12 protein-coding genes are annotated in these 17,890 nt (G+C 61.8%); 9 read left to right on the top strand and 3 right to left on the bottom strand.

Annotation, left to right across the window (positions count from 1 at the left end; translation table 11 throughout):
- The first annotated feature begins 6 nt into the window (after positions 1–6).
- A complete protein-coding gene (locus tag KCX59_RS17585; RefSeq protein WP_179017008.1) occupies positions 7–816 on the top strand; it encodes a class I SAM-dependent methyltransferase in 810 nt (269 codons plus the stop codon).
- On the opposite strand, the gene KCX59_RS17580 is transcribed toward KCX59_RS17585, so the two are convergent.
- On the bottom strand, positions 817–3,036 hold the full coding sequence (locus KCX59_RS17580) for a S9 family peptidase (protein ID WP_179017007.1): 2,220 nt from the start codon (positions 3,034–3,036) through the stop codon (positions 817–819).
- A gap of 193 nt (positions 3,037–3,229) precedes the next feature.
- Here KCX59_RS17580 and KCX59_RS17575 point away from each other — a divergent pair, with 193 nt between their 5' ends.
- From KCX59_RS17575 to KCX59_RS17540, 8 genes are all read left to right on the top strand, one after another.
- A complete protein-coding gene (locus KCX59_RS17575) occupies positions 3,230–4,027 on the top strand; it encodes a glycosyltransferase (RefSeq protein WP_218648925.1) in 798 nt (265 codons plus the stop codon).
- Positions 4,024–5,481, top strand: a complete 1,458-nt coding sequence (locus KCX59_RS17570) for a glycosyltransferase family 4 protein (RefSeq protein ID WP_179017006.1) — start codon at positions 4,024–4,026, stop codon at positions 5,479–5,481. The genes KCX59_RS17575 and KCX59_RS17570 overlap by 4 nt, the downstream gene beginning before the upstream one ends.
- 130 nt (positions 5,482–5,611) lie before the next feature.
- The gene (locus KCX59_RS17565; RefSeq protein ID WP_179017005.1) at positions 5,612–7,051 is read left to right on the top strand and encodes an oligosaccharide flippase family protein; all 1,440 of its coding nucleotides are present in this window, start codon (positions 5,612–5,614) and stop codon (positions 7,049–7,051) included.
- A gap of 119 nt (positions 7,052–7,170) precedes the next feature.
- Entirely contained in the window at positions 7,171–8,256 is a 1,086-nt protein-coding gene (locus KCX59_RS17560; protein ID WP_370629169.1) for a glycosyltransferase family 4 protein, read from the top strand.
- Entirely contained in the window at positions 8,257–9,066 is an 810-nt protein-coding gene (locus KCX59_RS17555) for a PIG-L deacetylase family protein (RefSeq protein WP_256870686.1), read from the top strand.
- Positions 9,066–10,646 (top strand): ArnT family glycosyltransferase, encoded by a 1,581-nt coding sequence (locus tag KCX59_RS17550; protein ID WP_256870685.1) that lies wholly within the window; start codon positions 9,066–9,068, stop codon positions 10,644–10,646. Before KCX59_RS17555 ends, KCX59_RS17550 begins: the two co-directional genes overlap by 1 nt.
- On the top strand, positions 10,643–11,962 hold the full coding sequence (locus KCX59_RS17545) for a hypothetical protein (RefSeq protein ID WP_179017004.1): 1,320 nt from the start codon (positions 10,643–10,645) through the stop codon (positions 11,960–11,962). The genes KCX59_RS17550 and KCX59_RS17545 overlap by 4 nt, the downstream gene beginning before the upstream one ends.
- 141 nt (positions 11,963–12,103) lie before the next feature.
- A complete protein-coding gene (locus tag KCX59_RS17540; protein ID WP_178995065.1) occupies positions 12,104–13,351 on the top strand; it encodes a hypothetical protein in 1,248 nt (415 codons plus the stop codon).
- A 92-nt stretch (positions 13,352–13,443) separates the two neighbouring features.
- On the opposite strand, the gene KCX59_RS17535 is transcribed toward KCX59_RS17540, so the two are convergent.
- Positions 13,444–14,364: a GGDEF domain-containing response regulator gene (locus tag KCX59_RS17535; protein ID WP_179017003.1), complete on the bottom strand. Its 921-nt coding sequence runs from the start codon at positions 14,362–14,364 to the stop codon at positions 13,444–13,446.
- Positions 14,361–17,798 carry a response regulator gene (locus KCX59_RS17530; protein ID WP_179017002.1) on the bottom strand — a complete coding sequence of 1,146 codons (3,438 nt, stop codon included), beginning with the start codon at positions 17,796–17,798 and terminating at the stop codon, positions 14,361–14,363. Before KCX59_RS17530 ends, KCX59_RS17535 begins: the two co-directional genes overlap by 4 nt.
- Between the last annotated feature and the right edge of the window lie 92 nt (positions 17,799–17,890).

The following is a 17,890-nucleotide window of genomic DNA, read 5'->3' as shown; positions in this document are numbered from 1 at the left end:
TGGAGAATGTTCTCCGCGCTCAGGAAGTACCTGCTGATACCTCGCCTCATTAGGCTGTCCTCTGCAGCCCCGAAAGACCCGCTCACAGCCTGGGACCAGTACTGGGGAAACGTTCGTTCAACCGGCGCAACGGGCGATGTCCTGTGGGATTCGGGAAGCGCCCATGAACTCAATGGCTATCTCCCCACGCTGAAGCAACTGGACCCCACGCTCCCGATAGTTGACGTCGGGTGTGGGAACGGTAGCTTCACCCGGCTGCTGGCGCAGCATTTTCCACACGCACTGGGGCTCGACTACTCCGCTAATGCGGTGGACCGCGCGCGCCAGGAAGCGGCCGGGATCACGACGGCGTCATTCGCCGTATGCGACATGACGGCACCTGGCGCCGTGGAGGCCGTGGCGACGGCCCTTGAAGCTGCGGGTTGGGCTGGGGACGCAAACGTGTTCATCCGAGGTGTCCTGCACGTACTGGACCGCAGCGGCCAGTCCGCTTTGGCCGCGAACCTTCTGCCCGTCGTCGGAAGCCGCGGTGGCGTCTTCCTGGCCGAGACCAACTTCCCTGGCACGCCTGTGGACTACGTCAGCCACCTCGGGGCAACCCGAAACTCGATTCCTGCGCCGCTCGAGGGGGCAATCCGGGGACTTCCGATGCCGGGCCGCTTTGGTGCCGCGCAACGGGCCAAGGCCTTCCCGACGGCGGACTGGAACCTTATGGAGGAAGGCTCAGCGAGCATCGAGACGCGCCCGCTGAGCAATCCGTCATCCCCGGACCTTATCCCTGGCTACTACGCATTGCTCCGGGCACGCCGAGCGTAGCTACTTGAGGCCGGCGCCCGGAAGCAGTTCCGTGGCACCAAGGGAGTCGGCCACGAAAGCGTAGTCCCAGGCCCGCTCGCGCCACTGCACATATCGGCCCGATGCGCCGCCGTGGCCGCCGTCCATCTCGATTTTCATGACGATCGGCTCCGTCCCCGTAGACGCAGAGCGCAGCGCCTGGACCCACTTTGCGGGCTCCACATAAAGCACACGCGTGTCGTTGAACGAGGTGACGGCGGCGATCTTGGGGTAGGCCACGGTCCCCACATTCTCGTACGGAGTGTAGGACTTCATGTACGCGTAGGCCTCCGGGTCCGTGATGGGGTTGCCCCATTCCTCCCATTCCAGGGCGGATAGCGGGAGCTCAGGATCCAGGATGGTGGTCAAGGCGTCCACGAACGGCACCTGCGCCACTATGGCGGCGTACTTTTCCGGGGCCATGTTGGCGACCGCGCCCATGAGCAGGCCGCCGGCGGATCCGCCCATGGCAGCTATACGCGTGGGGTGGACCCAACCGGACTCCGCCAGCCAGTCAGTGGCTGCGATGAAGTCCGTGAAGGTGTTCTTCTTGGTGAGTTTCTTGCCGTCTTCGTACCACTTGCGTCCCAGTTCACCGCCGCCGCGAATGTGGGCGATCACCATGACGATTCCGCGGTCCAGGAGGGACAAGCGGGCCACGCCGAAGCCCGGGTCCATGCTCATTTCGTAGGAGCCATAACCGTAAACCAACCCGGCGGCCGTGCCATCCTGCTGGACCGATGCGTGACGCAGCACTGACAGCGGAACCTGTGTGCCGTCGTCGGCTGTGGCCCATTCACGGGTGGCGACGTAATCGGAAGCCGAGTAGCCGCCCAGAACCGGGCTTTCCTTGCGGAGCAGCAACTCGCCTCCGGGCTGTTCGGCGGTAGGCAGGACGAAGTCGTAGACGCGCGACGGCGTGAAGTAGGAGGTATAGCCCATGCGGATCACCGGAGCTTCGTAGTCGGAGCCGGATACACCCGAGGTGTAAAGCTCCTCATCGAAGGCGGGCTCCACGGGCGCCCCTTGAGCAGCTGTGCCCAGGCCCGCCAGCGGGAGCACCTGCACGCGCTCGATGGTGTCCTTGCGCACGGACAACACCAAATGGGTGGACGTCACGCCAGCGCCGTTGACGCGAACGTCGTCGGAATGCTCGACGACGGTGCGCCAGCCCTGCTGGGCGAGCGGCCTGGAGAGCTCTGCCGGATCCACCAGGCTCACCATCGAATTAATGGCACCCTTGTTGTGGGTCAGGAGCAGTGTTTCCTTGCCGTCAAGGAGGAACGGCTCGGCCTCGTAGAGGACACGGTGGTCGCGCGAAATGACGGTGCTGAGGCCGGCGTCATAATTTTCGAAGCGGAGCAGCCGCGTTTCACTGAACTCGGAACAGCCGATGCTGAGCACCAGGTGGCGGCGGTCGGAGGAGAGGTCGAAGCCGAGCCACATGGCGACGTCGTCCTCCTGGTAGAGGACCTCATCTTCAGACACAGGAGTGCCCAGGACGTGGGCCTTTACTTGGTATGGCCGCCACGAATCATCAACCACGGTGTAGAAGAGCCTGGTGCCGTCGGGGGAGAAAGCCACCCCGTAGAAGATGTCCTCTATAACGTCCGGGAGAAGCTCGCCGGTCCGCAGATCCTTGATCCGCAAGGTGAAGCGTTCGTCTCCGGAGTTGTCCACCGCGTAGGCGTACAGGTTGCCGTCGACAGTAACGGCGGCACCGCCCACGCTGAAGAACGGCTGGCCCTCTGCTTCAATGTTGCCGTCCAGGAGCACCTGCTCGCCGGGAAGCTCAACGCCTGCTTCAACCGCCGGGGGAGTCCAGTCCGCCACAGGATCGCCCGTGTTGGCGGCCAGGACGCGGCACTGGATGCTGTACTCCTTGCCCTCCACCGAACGGCTGTAATACCACCAGCCATCCTTGCGGCTGGGTACCGACAGATCCGTCTCCTGGGTGCGGCCCTTGATCTCCCGGAACATCGCTTCGCGCAGCGGTTCATGGTGCGCCGTCACCGCTTCCTGGTACGCGTTCTCTGCCTTGAGATGGTCAACAACCTCGGCCGATTCCTTGTCCCTGAGCCACTCGTAGTTGTCCACGAAGACATCGCCATGGTGTTCGCGGCGGGTGGGGACCTGCTTGGCGACAGGAGGCTGGAGTGTGGGTTCCTTGGCAGCGGCAGGCGCGGAAGAAGTGTGGCTCATGTGGCCACTCTATAGACGGGCTCTGACAGAGAACCAGCAATTTCGCTCAGAGCGCCCGGGACACCTTTGGCAGCCATATTAATCCATGACATGGAGCACAACGCCCGGATTCGCGTCATGACTTGCGTGGTAACCCCACTGCATATATTGCGAGCACGAATTTTGTCCCCGTTCCCGGATATTGGAGGTTCTGATGGTTCCGCTTCACGCACACAGCGTTCATGTCGGCAAGAGGGGTCGCCTTCAAGCACGGCGACATCCAGACTCGTTGCGTCGCTCCCACGTAGACCTCGAAGTCATCATTCCTGCCTACAACGAGGCAGGAAGAATTGCCACCACACTGACGCAAACAGTGGACTTCCTGGCCGTTCAGCCGTGGTCTTCGCGCATTGTGGTGGTGGATAACGGCAGCGTGGATGAGACTGCTGCGGTTGTCCACCGGATCTCCCGGGAAAAGGGAGATGCAGTGCCGATCTCAGTGCTGGGGTGTTCCCGTCGCGGAAAAGGGGCAGCTGTCCGCCGTGGCCTCCTCAGCGGGACGTCCAGGTACACCGGCTTCTTTGACGCCGATCTCGCCACGCCGCTGGCAACGCTCACTGAAGCCATGGCGCAACTCGCGGGTGGCGCTGCAGCGGTTATCGCCTCCCGTCACGCCCCGGGATCCACCTTTGTTGTGCCCCAGCACATCGGGCGCCGAATGGGCGGCACGGCCTTCCGGGCTCTGACCAAATCGAAGGTCAAAGGCATCCAGGACACCCAGTGCGGCTTCAAGTTTTTCGAACGGGATGCCCTCACCGCTGCCATGGTGCAGTGCCGCAGCACGGGCTTCGCCTTCGACGTGGAACTGCTTCTTCGGCTCCAGGACAACGACGCCAGCATTGTGGAACTCCCCGTGGCCTGGACCGATGGAGCTGAGTCCACGTTCCGCCCCTTCCAGGACGGAGTGGCCAGCTTCGCCTCGGTGATTCAACTTCAGAAAGCAACATCATGACGGACGGCTCCACTGACCTGAACTCCCCGGCCCAACTCGCTGGAAAGCATGTACTGGTGCTCAACTGGCGCGATATCAAGCACTCTCAGGCAGGCGGCGCCGAGCAGTACATGCATGAAATCTCGCGAAGATGGGTGAACAACGGAGTTCGTGTCACGTGGTTTACCGGCCGGGATACCGGCCAGTCAGCCGAGGACACCCTTGACGGCATCCGTATATTGCGCGGTGGCGGAGCGCTCTCCATCTATGGGCAGGCCGCACTCAGGCTCCTGCGCACCAACGGCCAGTTCGATGCCGTGGTGGATTGCCAAAACGGAATACCCTTCTTTTCTCCGTTGTTCCTGCGCGGGGAAATCCCGATCGTCCAACTGGTCCACCACGTTCACCAAGAGCAGTTCCGCACCCGGTTCTCCCCGCCCATGGCCGCCGTAGGCCGCTTCCTCGAAAGCAGTGGCGCCAAGACCGTGTATGGGCAGCGCGCCATCGTAGCGGTATCGCCGTCAACGCGCATGGAACTGCGAAAGCTTGGATTCGGGGGCCCCATCCACGTGGTGCCGAACGGCACCATCGACATTCCGCCCACAGTCGCCGCGCGGGCCGCTGAGCCGACTATCGCCGTCGTGAGCAGGCTGGTGCCCCACAAACGACTGGACCTGCTGCTGGGCCAGTTCGCCGTGGCCGCCCGGAGACTTCCCAACCTGCGGATGGACATCGTCGGGGACGGTCCCGAACGGGCTCGGCTTCAGCAACTGGCCATGGACCTCGGCCTGGACCACGCCATCACTTTCCACGGATACCAGCCCAACGAGGTCCGTGACAACCTGTTGAGCCGTGCATGGATGACTGCCACCACGTCGGCATCAGAAGGCTGGGGTTGTTCAGTAATCGAAGCCGCAGCCTGGGGTGTGCCGTGCTTGGCGCTGCGGGTTCCCGGAATCAGGGATTCGGTAGTGGACGGCCGTACGGGATGGCTGGTGGACCATCCCACGGACTTCGGATCTGCCATGGTTGATGCAGTCACTGAGTTGACCGAACCCGAGGCAGCCATCATCGTCTCCGGCGAGTGTCGTGAATGGGCCCGCTGCTTTACCTGGGACCGCACCACCATGCTGCTCACAGGGGTGCTCCTGGAGGAAGCGAAGATGCGCCGCGACGGCGGAGATCCACGGGCCTTCCACTCGGACTTGTCCACCCTGGTTCAGTTCGAAGTGCCTGCGCAGTTTGAAGTGCCTGACGGTATTGATTTCACAGCCGCCCTGAGGCCCACCGACGAGTATGCCCTGGCCGACGGTCACGTCTCAATCATCATGAAGGGCAGGGACGAGTTCGAGGCTTTCGCCGCGATGAAGAAGATCGGCGTGGCCACTGCAGACATCCGATCGGCAGGCCGCAGCACGCTGCTTGCCGGACCGGGAAGTGTATTCGCCCCGGCCGAAGCCAACGATGGCCAGTAACGGTAGCTGATCAGTGGATTTATCCGAACAGGCCATAACCACCGCAGTGAACTTGAGGCCCAGGGCTGAAAGCAGGGAAAGGACGCCTGATCAAGACGTCAACATAGCTCAAAACAGTGGCTTCCTCGCTGTGTCCGCCGGCCTGGTGGGCGTGGTGAGCTACGCGTGCACGCTGCTAATGGCCAACATGCTGGGAACAGCGGATTACACACAGTTCGCGGCTGCCGCAATGATCCTCGGAGTTGTGGGGATCGTGGCCAATGCGATGGTTCCGCTTCCGCTGTCCCATGTGGTTGCGGTGCATCCGGAAGGTTCCGAAGAGCGACGGAACGGCGTGGCCTTCTCGGTCTTCGTGTCCTGCCTGGCGGGTATTGCCGCAGCAGCCATCACTGGCGGTGTGACTCTCGCGCTTGCCACCCCGGCCCTGGCAGCAGCGGTGGCACTGGCAGCCTTCGTCATCTTCGTTGTGAATGCCCCTGCCGGGTGGCTTCAGGGCGAACTCCGCTTCACGTGGTACGCAGTGTCAACCATCGGCGAGGTTGTCTTGCGGTTGATCTTCAGCCTGCTGGTGATCGTGATGGCTTGGGGTGCCGGGGGAGCGGTGCTCGGTTTTGTCGCGGGGTGCCTGGCGCCGCTGGTGGTGCCGTGGTCGTTCTATCGGGACCTCCGCTGGCGTCCGCGGGTGTTGCTCGAGAAGTGGCGATGGGCCGAAACCAGCGATATCGCGTCGGTTCTGTGCATTGTGTCCGTGCTGGTGGGGATCGACGTCGTAGTGGTCGGCTTTCTGGACAATGGATCGGTTGAGGCGGCGGGTTTCCAAGCGCTCGCCACCATTGCAAAGGGGCCGGTTTACGTGGCTGCAGGAACCGCGCTGGTTGCATTTCCCTTGCTTCGCACCCCTGGGGTCAAGGTCGGCGAGGTGCTGGGCGCTTCTTTCGCCTCGTTCGGGCAGCTTGTGGTTGTTGCCTTCGCCATCATCGCCACGGCACCGCCCCTGCTGTCCGGCGTCATTGTTCCGCAGAAGTATCACGGCTCCCTTGGACTCCTGCCATGGCTGGCGGCTTCCGGTCTCGGCTATGCCGTCCTGATGGTGCTCGCCACCATCCTCCTTGCCATGCGTGCCTATCGCCGCTGCCAAATCGGCCTCGCTTGTGCGTGTCTTCTGGTTATAGGCGGGCTGTGGATCGGCTGGCAGCTGAACGCCGTCTCGGGAATGGCCGTGGGATCTGCCATCGGGGCCGTGACCGCCGGCCTGGTCCTGACACTATTGGCGCGTCCCGTTCTGGCGTCTGCCAACCCGGGAAAGCGGGCGGGCAGGTTCGCCATCCTGGCGTTCGCCTTGATCGTGGTCCTTGCCGTCGCCGCCCACCTGCATCTCTTGCTCTGGTTGCTTCTCGCCGGCATCAGCGGTGCCACCGTTCTTGCCCACCAGCGCGGCATGCTGCCGCACAGGAACGACTTCAAGATTTCCCGACGTCGGCAGGTTGGCAGGCGCAGTAAATCAACCGGCCGCCGGTCGCATAAGGCACCGCACCGACGTGCTTCCCAAAGCCGATGCCACTGCTCCTGATTCAGGGGAGGTGTACCGGGCAGGATGCCCTTCAGAGATTCAGAGACGGAAAGACAGCGATGAGAGTTTTGCATTTGGGCTTTGAAGATCCACGCATGCCGGGGGCAGGCGGAGGATCCGTGCGAACCCAGGAAATCAATCGCCGCCTGGCGGGAAGGGGCTTCCATGTCACAGTACTGACGACGCGCTATCCGGGCTGGCAGGAACGCATCGAAGACGGTGTGCACTATGTACCCATTGGCTTCGGAACGGGCAGTAACCGCCTGACCAGGCTGTTGGCCTATGTTGCCCGGCTGCCCTTCGAGGTGTGGAAGCGCCGGTCAACTGCTGAGCTGGTGGTGGAGGATTTCTTCGCCCCGTTTTCCACCATGGCCGCACCGCTATGGACCAACCGCCCCACCATCGGTGTTGTCCAATGGCTGCATGCCAAGGACAAAGCACGGCAGTACAAGCTGCCCCTTCACTGGATAGAGCGACTGGGCGTGCGGAAACACCGCAGGCTCATCTCGGTTTCCCAAGGCATCGGAGATCGGTTAAAGGGACTGAACCCCAACGTGCATGTGGACGTCATCGGCAACGGCGTGGATCCCGCAGTATGGAACAACGAGCCCCGACTGGGGCAGGACGTCCTTTTCGTCGGACGCCTCGAGTGCGGGCACAAGGGCTTGGATCTCCTCCTGGAAGCCTGGGCACATGCCTGCGAGAGGGTTGAGGGCAACCTTCTGATAGCGGGCACAGGCCCGGACGAGGAACGGTTGCGCACATCAATTCAAGAGGCCGGTCTCTCCGAGCGCGTGCAGATGCTCGGGTGGCTGTCCGGGGAAAGAAAGTTCCGGGCTCTCACCGACGCCCGGTTGCTGGTAGTGCCCTCGCGGCACGAGACGTTCGGGCTAGTAGCCATCGACGCACTCGCGGCAGGCACTCCGGTTATTGCCTTCGACATTCCTTGCCTGAGAGAGATCATTCCTCCGGGTACGGGCTGGATAGTCGAGGCCTTCGATGTTCTGGCACTGGCTGATGAAATTGCCTCCCGTTACTCCCAAACGGGACTGGAGCACGTAGCTGAGCAAGGGCGGAAATTTGCCGCCGGTTACAACTGGGATGCGCTCGCCGATTTGCAGGCGCAGGCTTACCGCACTGCTCTCACTGAACTGAAGAATCCTCATATCCGGCGGCCACAGGCCGGCGACGCAGAAAGGGCTTGAATGCCGCTCCGATCACGAGTCGAACATTCCATGGCGGGCGATGCCCCCTGGCTGTTCCTGTCACCCCATCTTGATGATGCAGTCCTGTCATGCGGCGCGCTTATTGAAGCCCAGGCCCAAGGGCGGCAGATCATTGTGGCCACGCTGTTCACTGAGGCAGTGCCATCACCCCGTACGCGTGCAGCCCGCTCCTTCATGCGCCAATGCACCGTTTCGGATGCGGGGGAACTGTTCCGAGCCAGGCAGTCAGAGGACCGCGCCGTGCTGCAGGACATGGGAGTTCAATCCATCCACCTCGGTGAAGTGGACGCGCTGTTTCGACGACGGCGCAAGCCACCGGTGCTGGGGAGCAGCGCGTGGGAGAGGCTGCTCCCGGAGCTCACCCACCGCTACCCCACGTACCGGTTTGACATCGCGCTGGGAAGGATCGCCCAGGGTGATCGAGCACTCATCCGCCAACTCCGCTCCGACGTCGCCGGACTCATGGCACAAACCCAAGCTGAGCTTTTGTTTTGCCCCGCGGGGGTGGGGAAGCATGTGGACCACCTGATCACCCGGGAGGTAGGCAAAGGACACCCGGACAACGTTGTGATGTATTCAGACTTCCCCTATGATCTGGCAGCCGGCCCGGACGAAACGCATATGTCCAAGTTGGGCTTTGTGCCATGGACCTGGGATACCGGACTCGACGCAAAACCCGGGCGAATCAGGCAGTATTCCACGCAGGCAGATGCCCTATTCCCCAGCGGAGTAATCCCACGGAAACCGGAAACGTACTTTGTACCCGGACTTACTAACGGCAGTGCCTGATGACTTCTGTTGCACTCAAGGTATCTCGGCCGAGGAATCGAGCGCGGAGGTCTGCCCGTGCCTCGCAGAGGGCGCTGCGGGGACACTTGTGGGTTGCAGTCCTTGTAGGCTTGTTGGCCACGGTCTTCCGGGTGTTCGGTGTTCAACGGGCCAATGACGTCTTCATTGACGAAGTAACCTACGCAGACATTGCAAGGCAGATAGCGGACGGGCACATGCCATCAATCTTTGGCACCCCGTTTTTCCTGCACCCCCCAGGCTCATACGCCCTTAATGCTGTGGTGATCCGCGTGTTGGGCCTGGAAGGCCACTCCACGGATTTGGTGTTGCAGTTGCGCTGGGTCAATAGTGTCCTCGGAGCAGTTGCGGTGGTTGTCTGTTTCCTGTTGGTTCGCCGCCTGGTGGGTGTTGCACCTGCTGTTGTGGCTGGCGTCATCCTGGCCAGCGACCCATTTGTCCTTCGCATGGATGGGCGGTTGATGATGGAGACTCCAGCTGGCCTGGCGGTCCTATCGGGATGGCTATTGGTCCTGTTGCTGCTCGACCGTAAGTCGGGGCGAACCCGTCTGTGGCTTGAAATCAGCGCCGGGTTGGTTTTCGGACTGGCCATTGCCATGAAAGACATGACGGCCGTGTTCACCGTGGTTCCGTTGCTTGCCTCGGTGGTCTGGCGCAGGACAGTGTCCCTGCAAACAGCCTTGCGGATCCTCGCCTGCTCCACAGTTCCCTACCTGCTTTATCTGGGCTTGATCGCTGCCAGCGGGCTGTTTCCGCAGTTCATTGAACAAAAGTCTGTGGGTGTCCTACGGATGATGGGCGTCGTTCAGATGACAGGCTTCAATTCAGTCCACAGCGTTAGCCTTACAGACCGCCTCATTGACTTGGCCGGACGCTTCGGCACCAGCTATCTGCTTCTGGGCCTTTCCATCGTTGCGGGGGCAGTGACTGCTATGTCTCCGCTGGTGGAACGGCGAGCTATTGGTTTGTTCTCGCTTTTTACCGGCTTAGTGGGTATCTACTCCGTCTTCTTCGGGGCGGCAGAGGAGCAGTTTGGCTATTGCGTGGTGCTGGCTGCCCTGGTCTCGGTGCCTATAGCCGCTGTGATGGTGGTGAAATGGCGGCCCCGCCTCCGGGGGGTCGTCATGGCTGCCGCAGTAATTATGACCATGCTCAGTCTTTTTCTGGGTGTTCAGGCAAGATCAGTAGTCGATGACGGACTTGTCCGTGCCCGGGACTGGATGAACGCCGAGTTGCCACCGTCCTCCAAAGTGGGTTTGACGTCAGTAACCGGTGAGTTCGCCCTCATGCCTCATGAGGGGTGGGAGGTCCTGCCATCCTTGCAGTCCCTGCATGACCGCGATGCCCAGTACGTCCTGACACAGGGGAGGCAATTGAGCGAGGGATACGGCTTCGCTGCACCTGAGTTCCTGGACTGGCTGGAGGACAACGCCCAACCGGTTTTCACCTTCAGGGGACCGACATCAGGCGACACCGTTGTGTGGCAATTAGACCGCATCAAGCTGGATGCTGCAGTCGCGGGAGGGCTGAATTTCCCTCCCGTGAGCGGTGGATACCCGTGAGAGGCCTGCTTCGTGTTGCCTTGCTGTTCATGGCAACTGTGATCGTCGGTTGCAGTGCGGAGACCCAGCCAGCGCCGGAGCACATGTCTTTCGGTGTCCTAGGCGCCACATGCGCCTCTGCACGCCTGACTGCACTTCACGATGCCGGAGTTTCCGTAGTGGAACTACCCTTGGCCTGGGATCGGTACCAGCCGGGAGCCGGACGAGTGGACCATCACTACGTTGCAGAGGTTCGTGAACGCCTGAACAGTTGCCGTGAGGCCGGTATGGCTGTGGTTCTGTCCCCTGGCCTGCATTACCCACCGGATTGGGTAAGAGGTCTGCCCGGAGGTGTGCTGAGGGGAAGCGGTGGGGGCGTCCCGGAGGACGAGGGGGCCGAGCTAGTATTCAGTGCCGCGGCGAGGGATGCGGCGCAAAAGTATTTGGCCATTGTTGCGTCGGACCTAGGGTTTGAGGGTATAGCAGCGATACGGGTCGGGACGAATGCCAGCGGGGAGTTGGGGTACCCAGGGCCCAGTGACGGCGGAAACGAACGCGAGTACTGGGCATTCGGTGACGCCCCCCAGTACGGCATCGGGTTGGCTGAGGGCGTTGCGCCTTCCCCCATGCCGGGGTGGATTCCGGGCTCCGGTTCATGGCATGGGCGGTCCGTAACTGACGAGCAGGTCCAACGGTGGTGGGACTGGTATTCCGGATCTACGGTGGACGCAGCTGTATGGCAGATAAGCGAGCTACGGAAACTTGGGTATCAAGGGCGAGTGCATGTTCCGGTAGCGGGCCGCGGAGTCTTGCCGAATGACAAAGCAAAAGCCATAGAAGGAGGCTTGGACGGCCGGGCCAATCCGGATGGCGCCCAGGAACGCGGCTTGGACTATTCTGCTCAGTTCGCTGTGCTCGCAACGTTGCCGGGCGTAGACGTGGACTTCACCGGCTTGGATGACGTAACGGCCGTGAGAGCGGCCGCTGCCGTGCCGCGCCAAGACCACTGCCTTCCCACTGACACCGAGAACGTGCTGACGGACGACGTATCACAGTGGTCCTCCCACAGGTACACGAGCGCCCTGGCTCGGCGAGCCGGGCTGGGACTGGTCGGTGAAAACCCCGGTCCTCCCGATGCACCTTTCACCGGCGGCTCACCGCAGTCACACAGCCTCGCCGAACAACTGCGTACGGCTCCGGGGTACGCCGTGGAATGTGGGATGACGATGTTCCTGTTTGGCTTCGAAGAGGACCTTTTTGAGGAGGAAGTCAGTGGTGTCAGCACGGAGGACTACAAAGAAGTCATCCAGCAGCTGAAGCCGCCACCTCAGCATTGACGCCCTCGAACCCAGCCGGAGCTGTACGGCTGCGGCCACAAGAAAGATCCAAAGTACACGTCACGTCCGTCGAAGTGCGCCCACTAACCAGTGGACGGTCTCGTTGCATCCAGACCGATAACAAAGAGGAGACTGACACCCTTGACCAACTTCAGCGACAACCTTAACTTCGGTGCGCCCTCTTCGGACGCTACTCGTCACGCATTGCCCACGGCCGGATATGCAACAGGCGGTGAGCGTCGGAAGGGATCCGCTGCCCGCACCGCAATGGGCAGTGCCCTGGTTGTTCTTTGTGTTCTTGCCTCAACCGCTGCCCCAGCGGCAGCTAGGTCCGCTCAAAATGCCGCAGCCCTTACGGTCACATCGTCGTCGTGTTCAACAAGCGGTGCCACCGGTAGCAGCTCGACCAGCATCTACAACGTCACTGCCATTCCGAACGATTCCATCGACGATACTGCAAGTATCCAAGGCAGGATAAATGCGGCCGGAAATGCCGGCGGCGGAGTGGTAAAAATCCCTGGGGGTACGTTCATTCTCAATGGCAAGCTGCGCATGTTGAGCAATGTAAAGCTTGAAGGTGTTGGCCCTGAAACGATCCTGAAAGCTGGTCCTTCCTTCACGAGTAACACTGGCCCCGCTGGCGGATATCCTATCGTTACGACAGCCGGCGCCGACAATACGACGCTCTCCAACTTCACGGCAGATCAGTCAGGTGACACTCTGAACGGCAATGTGCCGGGCCGCCTGAATGAGTATGTGATTGACGTACGCAATTCGATGAATTCGCTAGTCCAGGGCGTTCATACTAGGAACCCGTTTACGTACTCAATCGCGTTTGTCGGCGGGGCGAAGTGGTGTGTTAAGGACAGCAGCACAGAGTCGGTAACCAACGGAAAGTACGTGGAACTGGATGGCATCCATGCGATGAACACGAGCAACGGAGACATTGTTGGAAATGTTGTGGACCAGCGCAAAGGTACTGACGGCGACGACGGTATCGCCGTTCACACATACGGCGATGAGGACGTTCACGACATCAGGATTGCCAATAACGATGTGCGCGGAGGCCGTCACGGCGCCGGGATCGACCTTGCGGGAGGATCCGGGGTTGTCTACAACATCGACCTCACCGGTAACAACGTTTGGGGTTCGCCGCGGGGGTTGCACGACGCCTACTACGACGGCACGCAGCAAATCCATCACATCCAGATCGTGGGGAACACCTTCAAAGACAACGACATCAAGGCCACGGGCGGGGCAGTGGACTTCGAGCGTCCGGTGACGTATGTGACCATGACAGACAATACGGCATGCAACTCGGGCGATTACCGCCTTCCGGCGGGCATCGGGAATGTAAATGCCCGCAACATTGAGAGCTCAACGTGCTGATACAAGTTTGGCTCTCGGGTGGTGAGCCTGGCAGCTGCAACATCAGCCAGAACAACACCATACAGACAGGAGCATGCTGACTGTGGACCAGGTCACTCTGAGTGGAGCGCATCGGCCAGGGACACCCGGTTCCGGCCGGAGGCCTTAGAGGCGTACAGGGCAAGGTCGGCTTCACGCAGGAGTTGCTCGGTTCCCGCACGGTGACCATCGGTGAAGGCCGAGATACCCGCGCTGATGGTCAGGACGCCGTCGGGATCGCCGGAGTGCTCGATCCGCAGGGACTGCACTGCAGAGCGGACACGCTCCATGACCATTCGAGCGCCGGGAGCCTCCTGATCCCGCAGGACCAGCAGGAATTCCTCACCGCCGAACCTGTAGACGGCGTCGGATTTCCTGACCTCGCTAGCCAGCGTTGAGGCGATGGCAACCAGTGCGGCGTCGCCCGCCTGATGGCCATAGATGTCGTTGTAGCTTTTGAAGTTGTCCACGTCCACCATGGCCAGGCAGTAGTTGTGTCCGGTCACGCCCCCGCTATGCAGGGCACCCAGGTCTTCGGCCAGTTTCAGGCGGTTGTGGAGTTTTGTAAGGGGGTCGGTACGAGCCTGCTCACTCAGCGCGGAACGGTACCGGGCCAGGTCTGCGTGCAAAGAGGTAATGCGTTGGGCAGCCAGGAGCCTGATGTGCAGGCTGAACGGATCCAGGGGCTTGGTGACATAGTCGTCTGCTCCGGCTTCCATTCCGGCCAGCACGTCTTTCCGGGAACCGTGCGAGGTCACCAGGATCACGTAGGTATACCGGTCCTTTTCGGCCGCCCGGATGGCGCGGCAAAGATCCAGCCCGTTGAGGCCGGGCATCATCAGGTCGGTCACAACCGCTTCAGGGCTGTGCTCTTTATAGAGTTGCCATGCCGAGTCGCCGTCGACGGCCACGATGCACTCGTGGCCGGACTGCTCGACGGCGGCCTTGGTGATCATCCGGGAGATCTGGTCGTCGTCAGCGATGAGGATTTTCACGGTGCTCCAGGTGAGTGTGCTTCAGTAAGTGTGCGCTCGAGTGCTTGGTCCACGCGGGCAAGTTCAGTGTGCAATTGGTCCAGCAGCAGCGCTCCGGTGGATCCCAGTTCCGGTCCAGCATCGCGTCCGAGACGTTCCAGTTCCTTGCAAAGGCCGGCAGCGCCCACCGCTCCAATATTGGCGGCCGCGCCCGCGAGTTTGTGAGCCGCCGCTTCCAAATCCGCGGCTTGTCTGTTTGCCAGTGCAGCACGCAACGTATCCAAGGCGCCCTGGGAATCTTGCCGGAAAGCCCTGACGGCTTCAGGCAACAGGCCCAAACCGTCGGCGGGTCCAAGTTCGCGCAGGATCTGCAGCCGCTCGAGTTCAAGAACAACGGAGTTCGACGCCGGTGCTGCCGCCTGCTGTTGCGGGACGTCCGCCGCAGCCGCGGCATCCACCCCGACGTCCGCCGTCGATGTTTGCGGTACCCAGCGCGAGAGGACTTCAGCGAGTGTGGCCAGATCCACGGGCTTGCTGATGTAGTCGTCCATGCCCGCAGCGAAGCAGCGCTCGCGGTCCTCGTCCAGCGCGCCGGCCGTCATGGCGATGATGGGTATTCGGGCGGAGTGACCGTTGCGGGCTCGGATGGCCCGGGTTGCATCGAAGCCGTCCATGACGGGCATGTGGCAGTCCATGAGCACTGCTGCGTACGTGCCGGTCAGTGCGGCGGAAACGGCCTGTTCGCCGTCGTCCACTATGTGCACTTCATAGCCGAGGCGGTTTGCCATGCCGCGTGCCACCAACTGGTTGACTTCGTTGTCCTCGGCCACCAGGAGCTTCCCAAGCCGAGGCACAGGATCCGCCGATTCAACCGGGTGGGCCATTGGCGGCGGGGTAGGCATGCCAGCTGTCTTTGTGGCCAGCACACGCAATAGACGGTTGTAGAGTTCGGAGCTGCGGACGGGTTTGGTGAGGTATTCGCGAATTCCCGCCGAGGTGAGGTCACTCCGTTCCACCTGCATGGTGGAGGTCAGCAGGATAATACCCGGGCCGCCGGAACCGTTGCTCTCGTCCATGATGTTGCGGGCAAGCTGGAGACCGTCGATATCGGGCATGCACATGTCCACCACCGCGATGTCGTAGGGGTGGCTGGACAGGGCCGCGGACCGGTACTCGTCCAGTGCGGACGCGGCGTCGGCAACCGAGAGGGGAAACATTCCCCAGCTGGCCAGTTGTGTTTCGAGCACCAGGCGGTTGGCTGCGTTGTCGTCCACCACCAATACCCGGCGTCCGGACAGGCTGGCTGGCAAAGATTCCGTGTCCGAGGTTGCCGGGCCAACGGGGAGATCAAGGTCAAACCAGAACCTGCTGCCAACTCCAACCTCGCTGTCCAGGCCGATTCTGCCACCCATGACTTCCGTGAGGCGCCGGGAGATGGCCAAGCCCAGTCCCGTACCTCCGTAGCGGCGTGTGGTGGAGGCGTCCGCTTGGGCGAAGGATTCGAAAAGTCTCTGGTGGTTTTCGGCGGTGATGCCAATGCCGGTGTCCCTGACCTCAAAGCGCAACGACGCCTTGCCAGCGTCCTGGGCAAGAACGGAGACCTGGACTTCCACCTCACCGGAGGGAGTGAACTTGACCGCGTTGGAAGAGAGGTTCAGCAGGATTTGGCGTATGCGGCCAGCGTCGCCCATCAGGCGAGCGGGAACGTCCGGGTGGCAGTAGGAGATGAGCTCCAGGTTCTTCCCCTGCGCAGCTTCCACAACCAGTCCCGCTACTTCTTCCACCAGCGCCCGGGGGTCGAAGACGTTGATGTCCAGGTCCACTTTCCCGGCTTCGAGTTTAGAGAAGTCGAGGATGTCGTTGATGAGGGTCAGCAGTACTTCGCCGGCGCCCTTCACTCCCTGGGCATACTGCCTCTGGCCCTCGCTCAGGGGCGTGTCCATCATGAGCGAGGTCAGGCCGATCACCGCGTTGAGGGGAGTCCGGATCTCGTGGCTCATGGTGGCCAGGAACTCGGACTTGAGGCGGCTGGCCTCCAAAGCTGCTTCGCGGGCGGCGAGGAGTTCCTTCTCGGCGGCTTTGCGTTCGGTGATGTCGCGGGAGATGGTGGCGACGCCACGAATGCCGGAGTCACCCCGAACCGGCGAGAGTGTCACGGAAACCGGGATAACTTCTCCGTCACCGCGTAGGCGCTGGCTTTCGTAGTTCTGCACGCCGCCGCTTTGGGCGGTAACTTCCAACGCCTGGCGTTCGTTCTCCACCAAGTCTTGTGGAACAAAGAAGTTGCCTTTCCGGCCAACCGCTTCCGACGCCGGGTAGCCGAAAATACGCTCGGCGCCCGGGTTCCAGCTGGTGATGACGCCATCCGGGGTTTCGCCGATGATGGCGTCGCCCGAGGAGTTCACGATTGCTCCGAGACCCTCAAGTTCGGCCGTCCGTGCGGCCACCTTTGACTCGAGATCGCGGGTCAGGCTCACATTCTCGACGACGATCAACACCTGCCGCACAATGACGAACCCCAAAACCACCAAGCCGGTGACCAGCAGGATCGGGTCATTGACGTTGATGGCGCGGCTTCGGTTGAAGAAGACAGCCATGAACACCGGGACGTACGGCAAAAGTTCCAGGATGGCGGCGTAGCTGCGGCCGTCTTTCCGGGTGCTGCTTGTCTCCGGCGCCAAAGGACTGAGTGCAACCAGGAGGAAGGCAAGAACCCAGCCCAGCGCCAAGGGGGATCCGGTGATGCCTGTGACACCCTCGCTGGTCAGCCTCACATACGTGAGGTCGGTCAGGGCCAGAACCAGGAAGCCTAGTCCCAGGCACAGCCATGGAAGTCTTCGGCCACGGGCGGCCCTCATGGTCAGGACGATCACCAGCGAGACCATTACTACGTCCACAAACGGGTAGGCCAGTGTGGTCAGGAAAGCCAGAGTATCAGTGTTGCCGGCTTCGATCAGTGGTCCAAGAACGGTGCCCCAGGCGATGAACAAGACGGCGCTCGCCACCGTCCCGACATCCAGGACCGCCCGCCACAAAGACATCCGGGGCCCGTCACCCTTGGGGAGCAGGACAAGCCCGACGGCGACGGGCAACGCATAGCCAACGAACCCGATATCCGAGGCGGAGGGGAAGGGATAGGCGTGGTCCAGTGCCACTCCGTTGAACGCCCAGAATGCTTGGGCGCAGGACCAGAGCGCCAAGCCCGCCACTACGAACCAGCGTGCTGCCTTGTGGTCCCGGCGCCTTCGGGCAGCGAGGGTGTGGGTGGTCAGCGCGGTGAGTGCGGCGAGAAGGATGGCTAAGTCACCGGCGAGTTGCGCCGTCGTCGTTCCTATTCCGCTTGCCAGCCCAAAAGCCAGCAGCACCAAACACACCGCAGCGGGCACCAGAAAGAGTGGCCAAACCTGCTGCAACGACGAGCGCACTGGAAGAACCCCGTGCTTCACTCCTGCCACTGAACCCCTGCCTTCAAAAGTGGCCCCACCCAAAAGCGAACAACGCGTCTTGCCTGCGCTGAGGAGAGCATACGCCGAAACCCAACTAAGTA

It is taken from the genome of Paenarthrobacter nitroguajacolicus (assembly GCF_051027655.1).
Lineage (GTDB): Bacteria > Actinomycetota > Actinomycetes > Actinomycetales > Micrococcaceae > Arthrobacter > Arthrobacter nitroguajacolicus.
The sequence above is the reverse complement of the archived record's forward strand: the minus strand, read 5'-3'. Positions and strand labels throughout refer to the sequence as shown.

Bases quoted from the DNA above. Each gene is read 5' to 3' on its own strand.
- KCX59_RS17575 (WP_218648925.1), top strand. From the start codon at position 3,230: ATGGTTCCGCTTCACGCACACAGCGTTCATGTCGGCAAGAGGGGTCGC.
- KCX59_RS17555 (WP_256870686.1), top strand. From the start codon at position 8,257: ATGCCGCTCCGATCACGAGTCGAACATTCCATGGCGGGCGATGCCCCC.
- KCX59_RS17585 (WP_179017008.1), top strand. From the start codon at position 7: ATGTTCTCCGCGCTCAGGAAGTACCTGCTGATACCTCGCCTCATTAGG.
- KCX59_RS17550 (WP_256870685.1), top strand. From the start codon at position 9,066: ATGACTTCTGTTGCACTCAAGGTATCTCGGCCGAGGAATCGAGCGCGG.
- KCX59_RS17580 (WP_179017007.1), bottom strand. From the start codon at position 3,036: ATGAGCCACACTTCTTCCGCGCCTGCCGCTGCCAAGGAACCCACACTC.
- KCX59_RS17570 (WP_179017006.1), top strand. From the start codon at position 4,024: ATGACGGACGGCTCCACTGACCTGAACTCCCCGGCCCAACTCGCTGGA.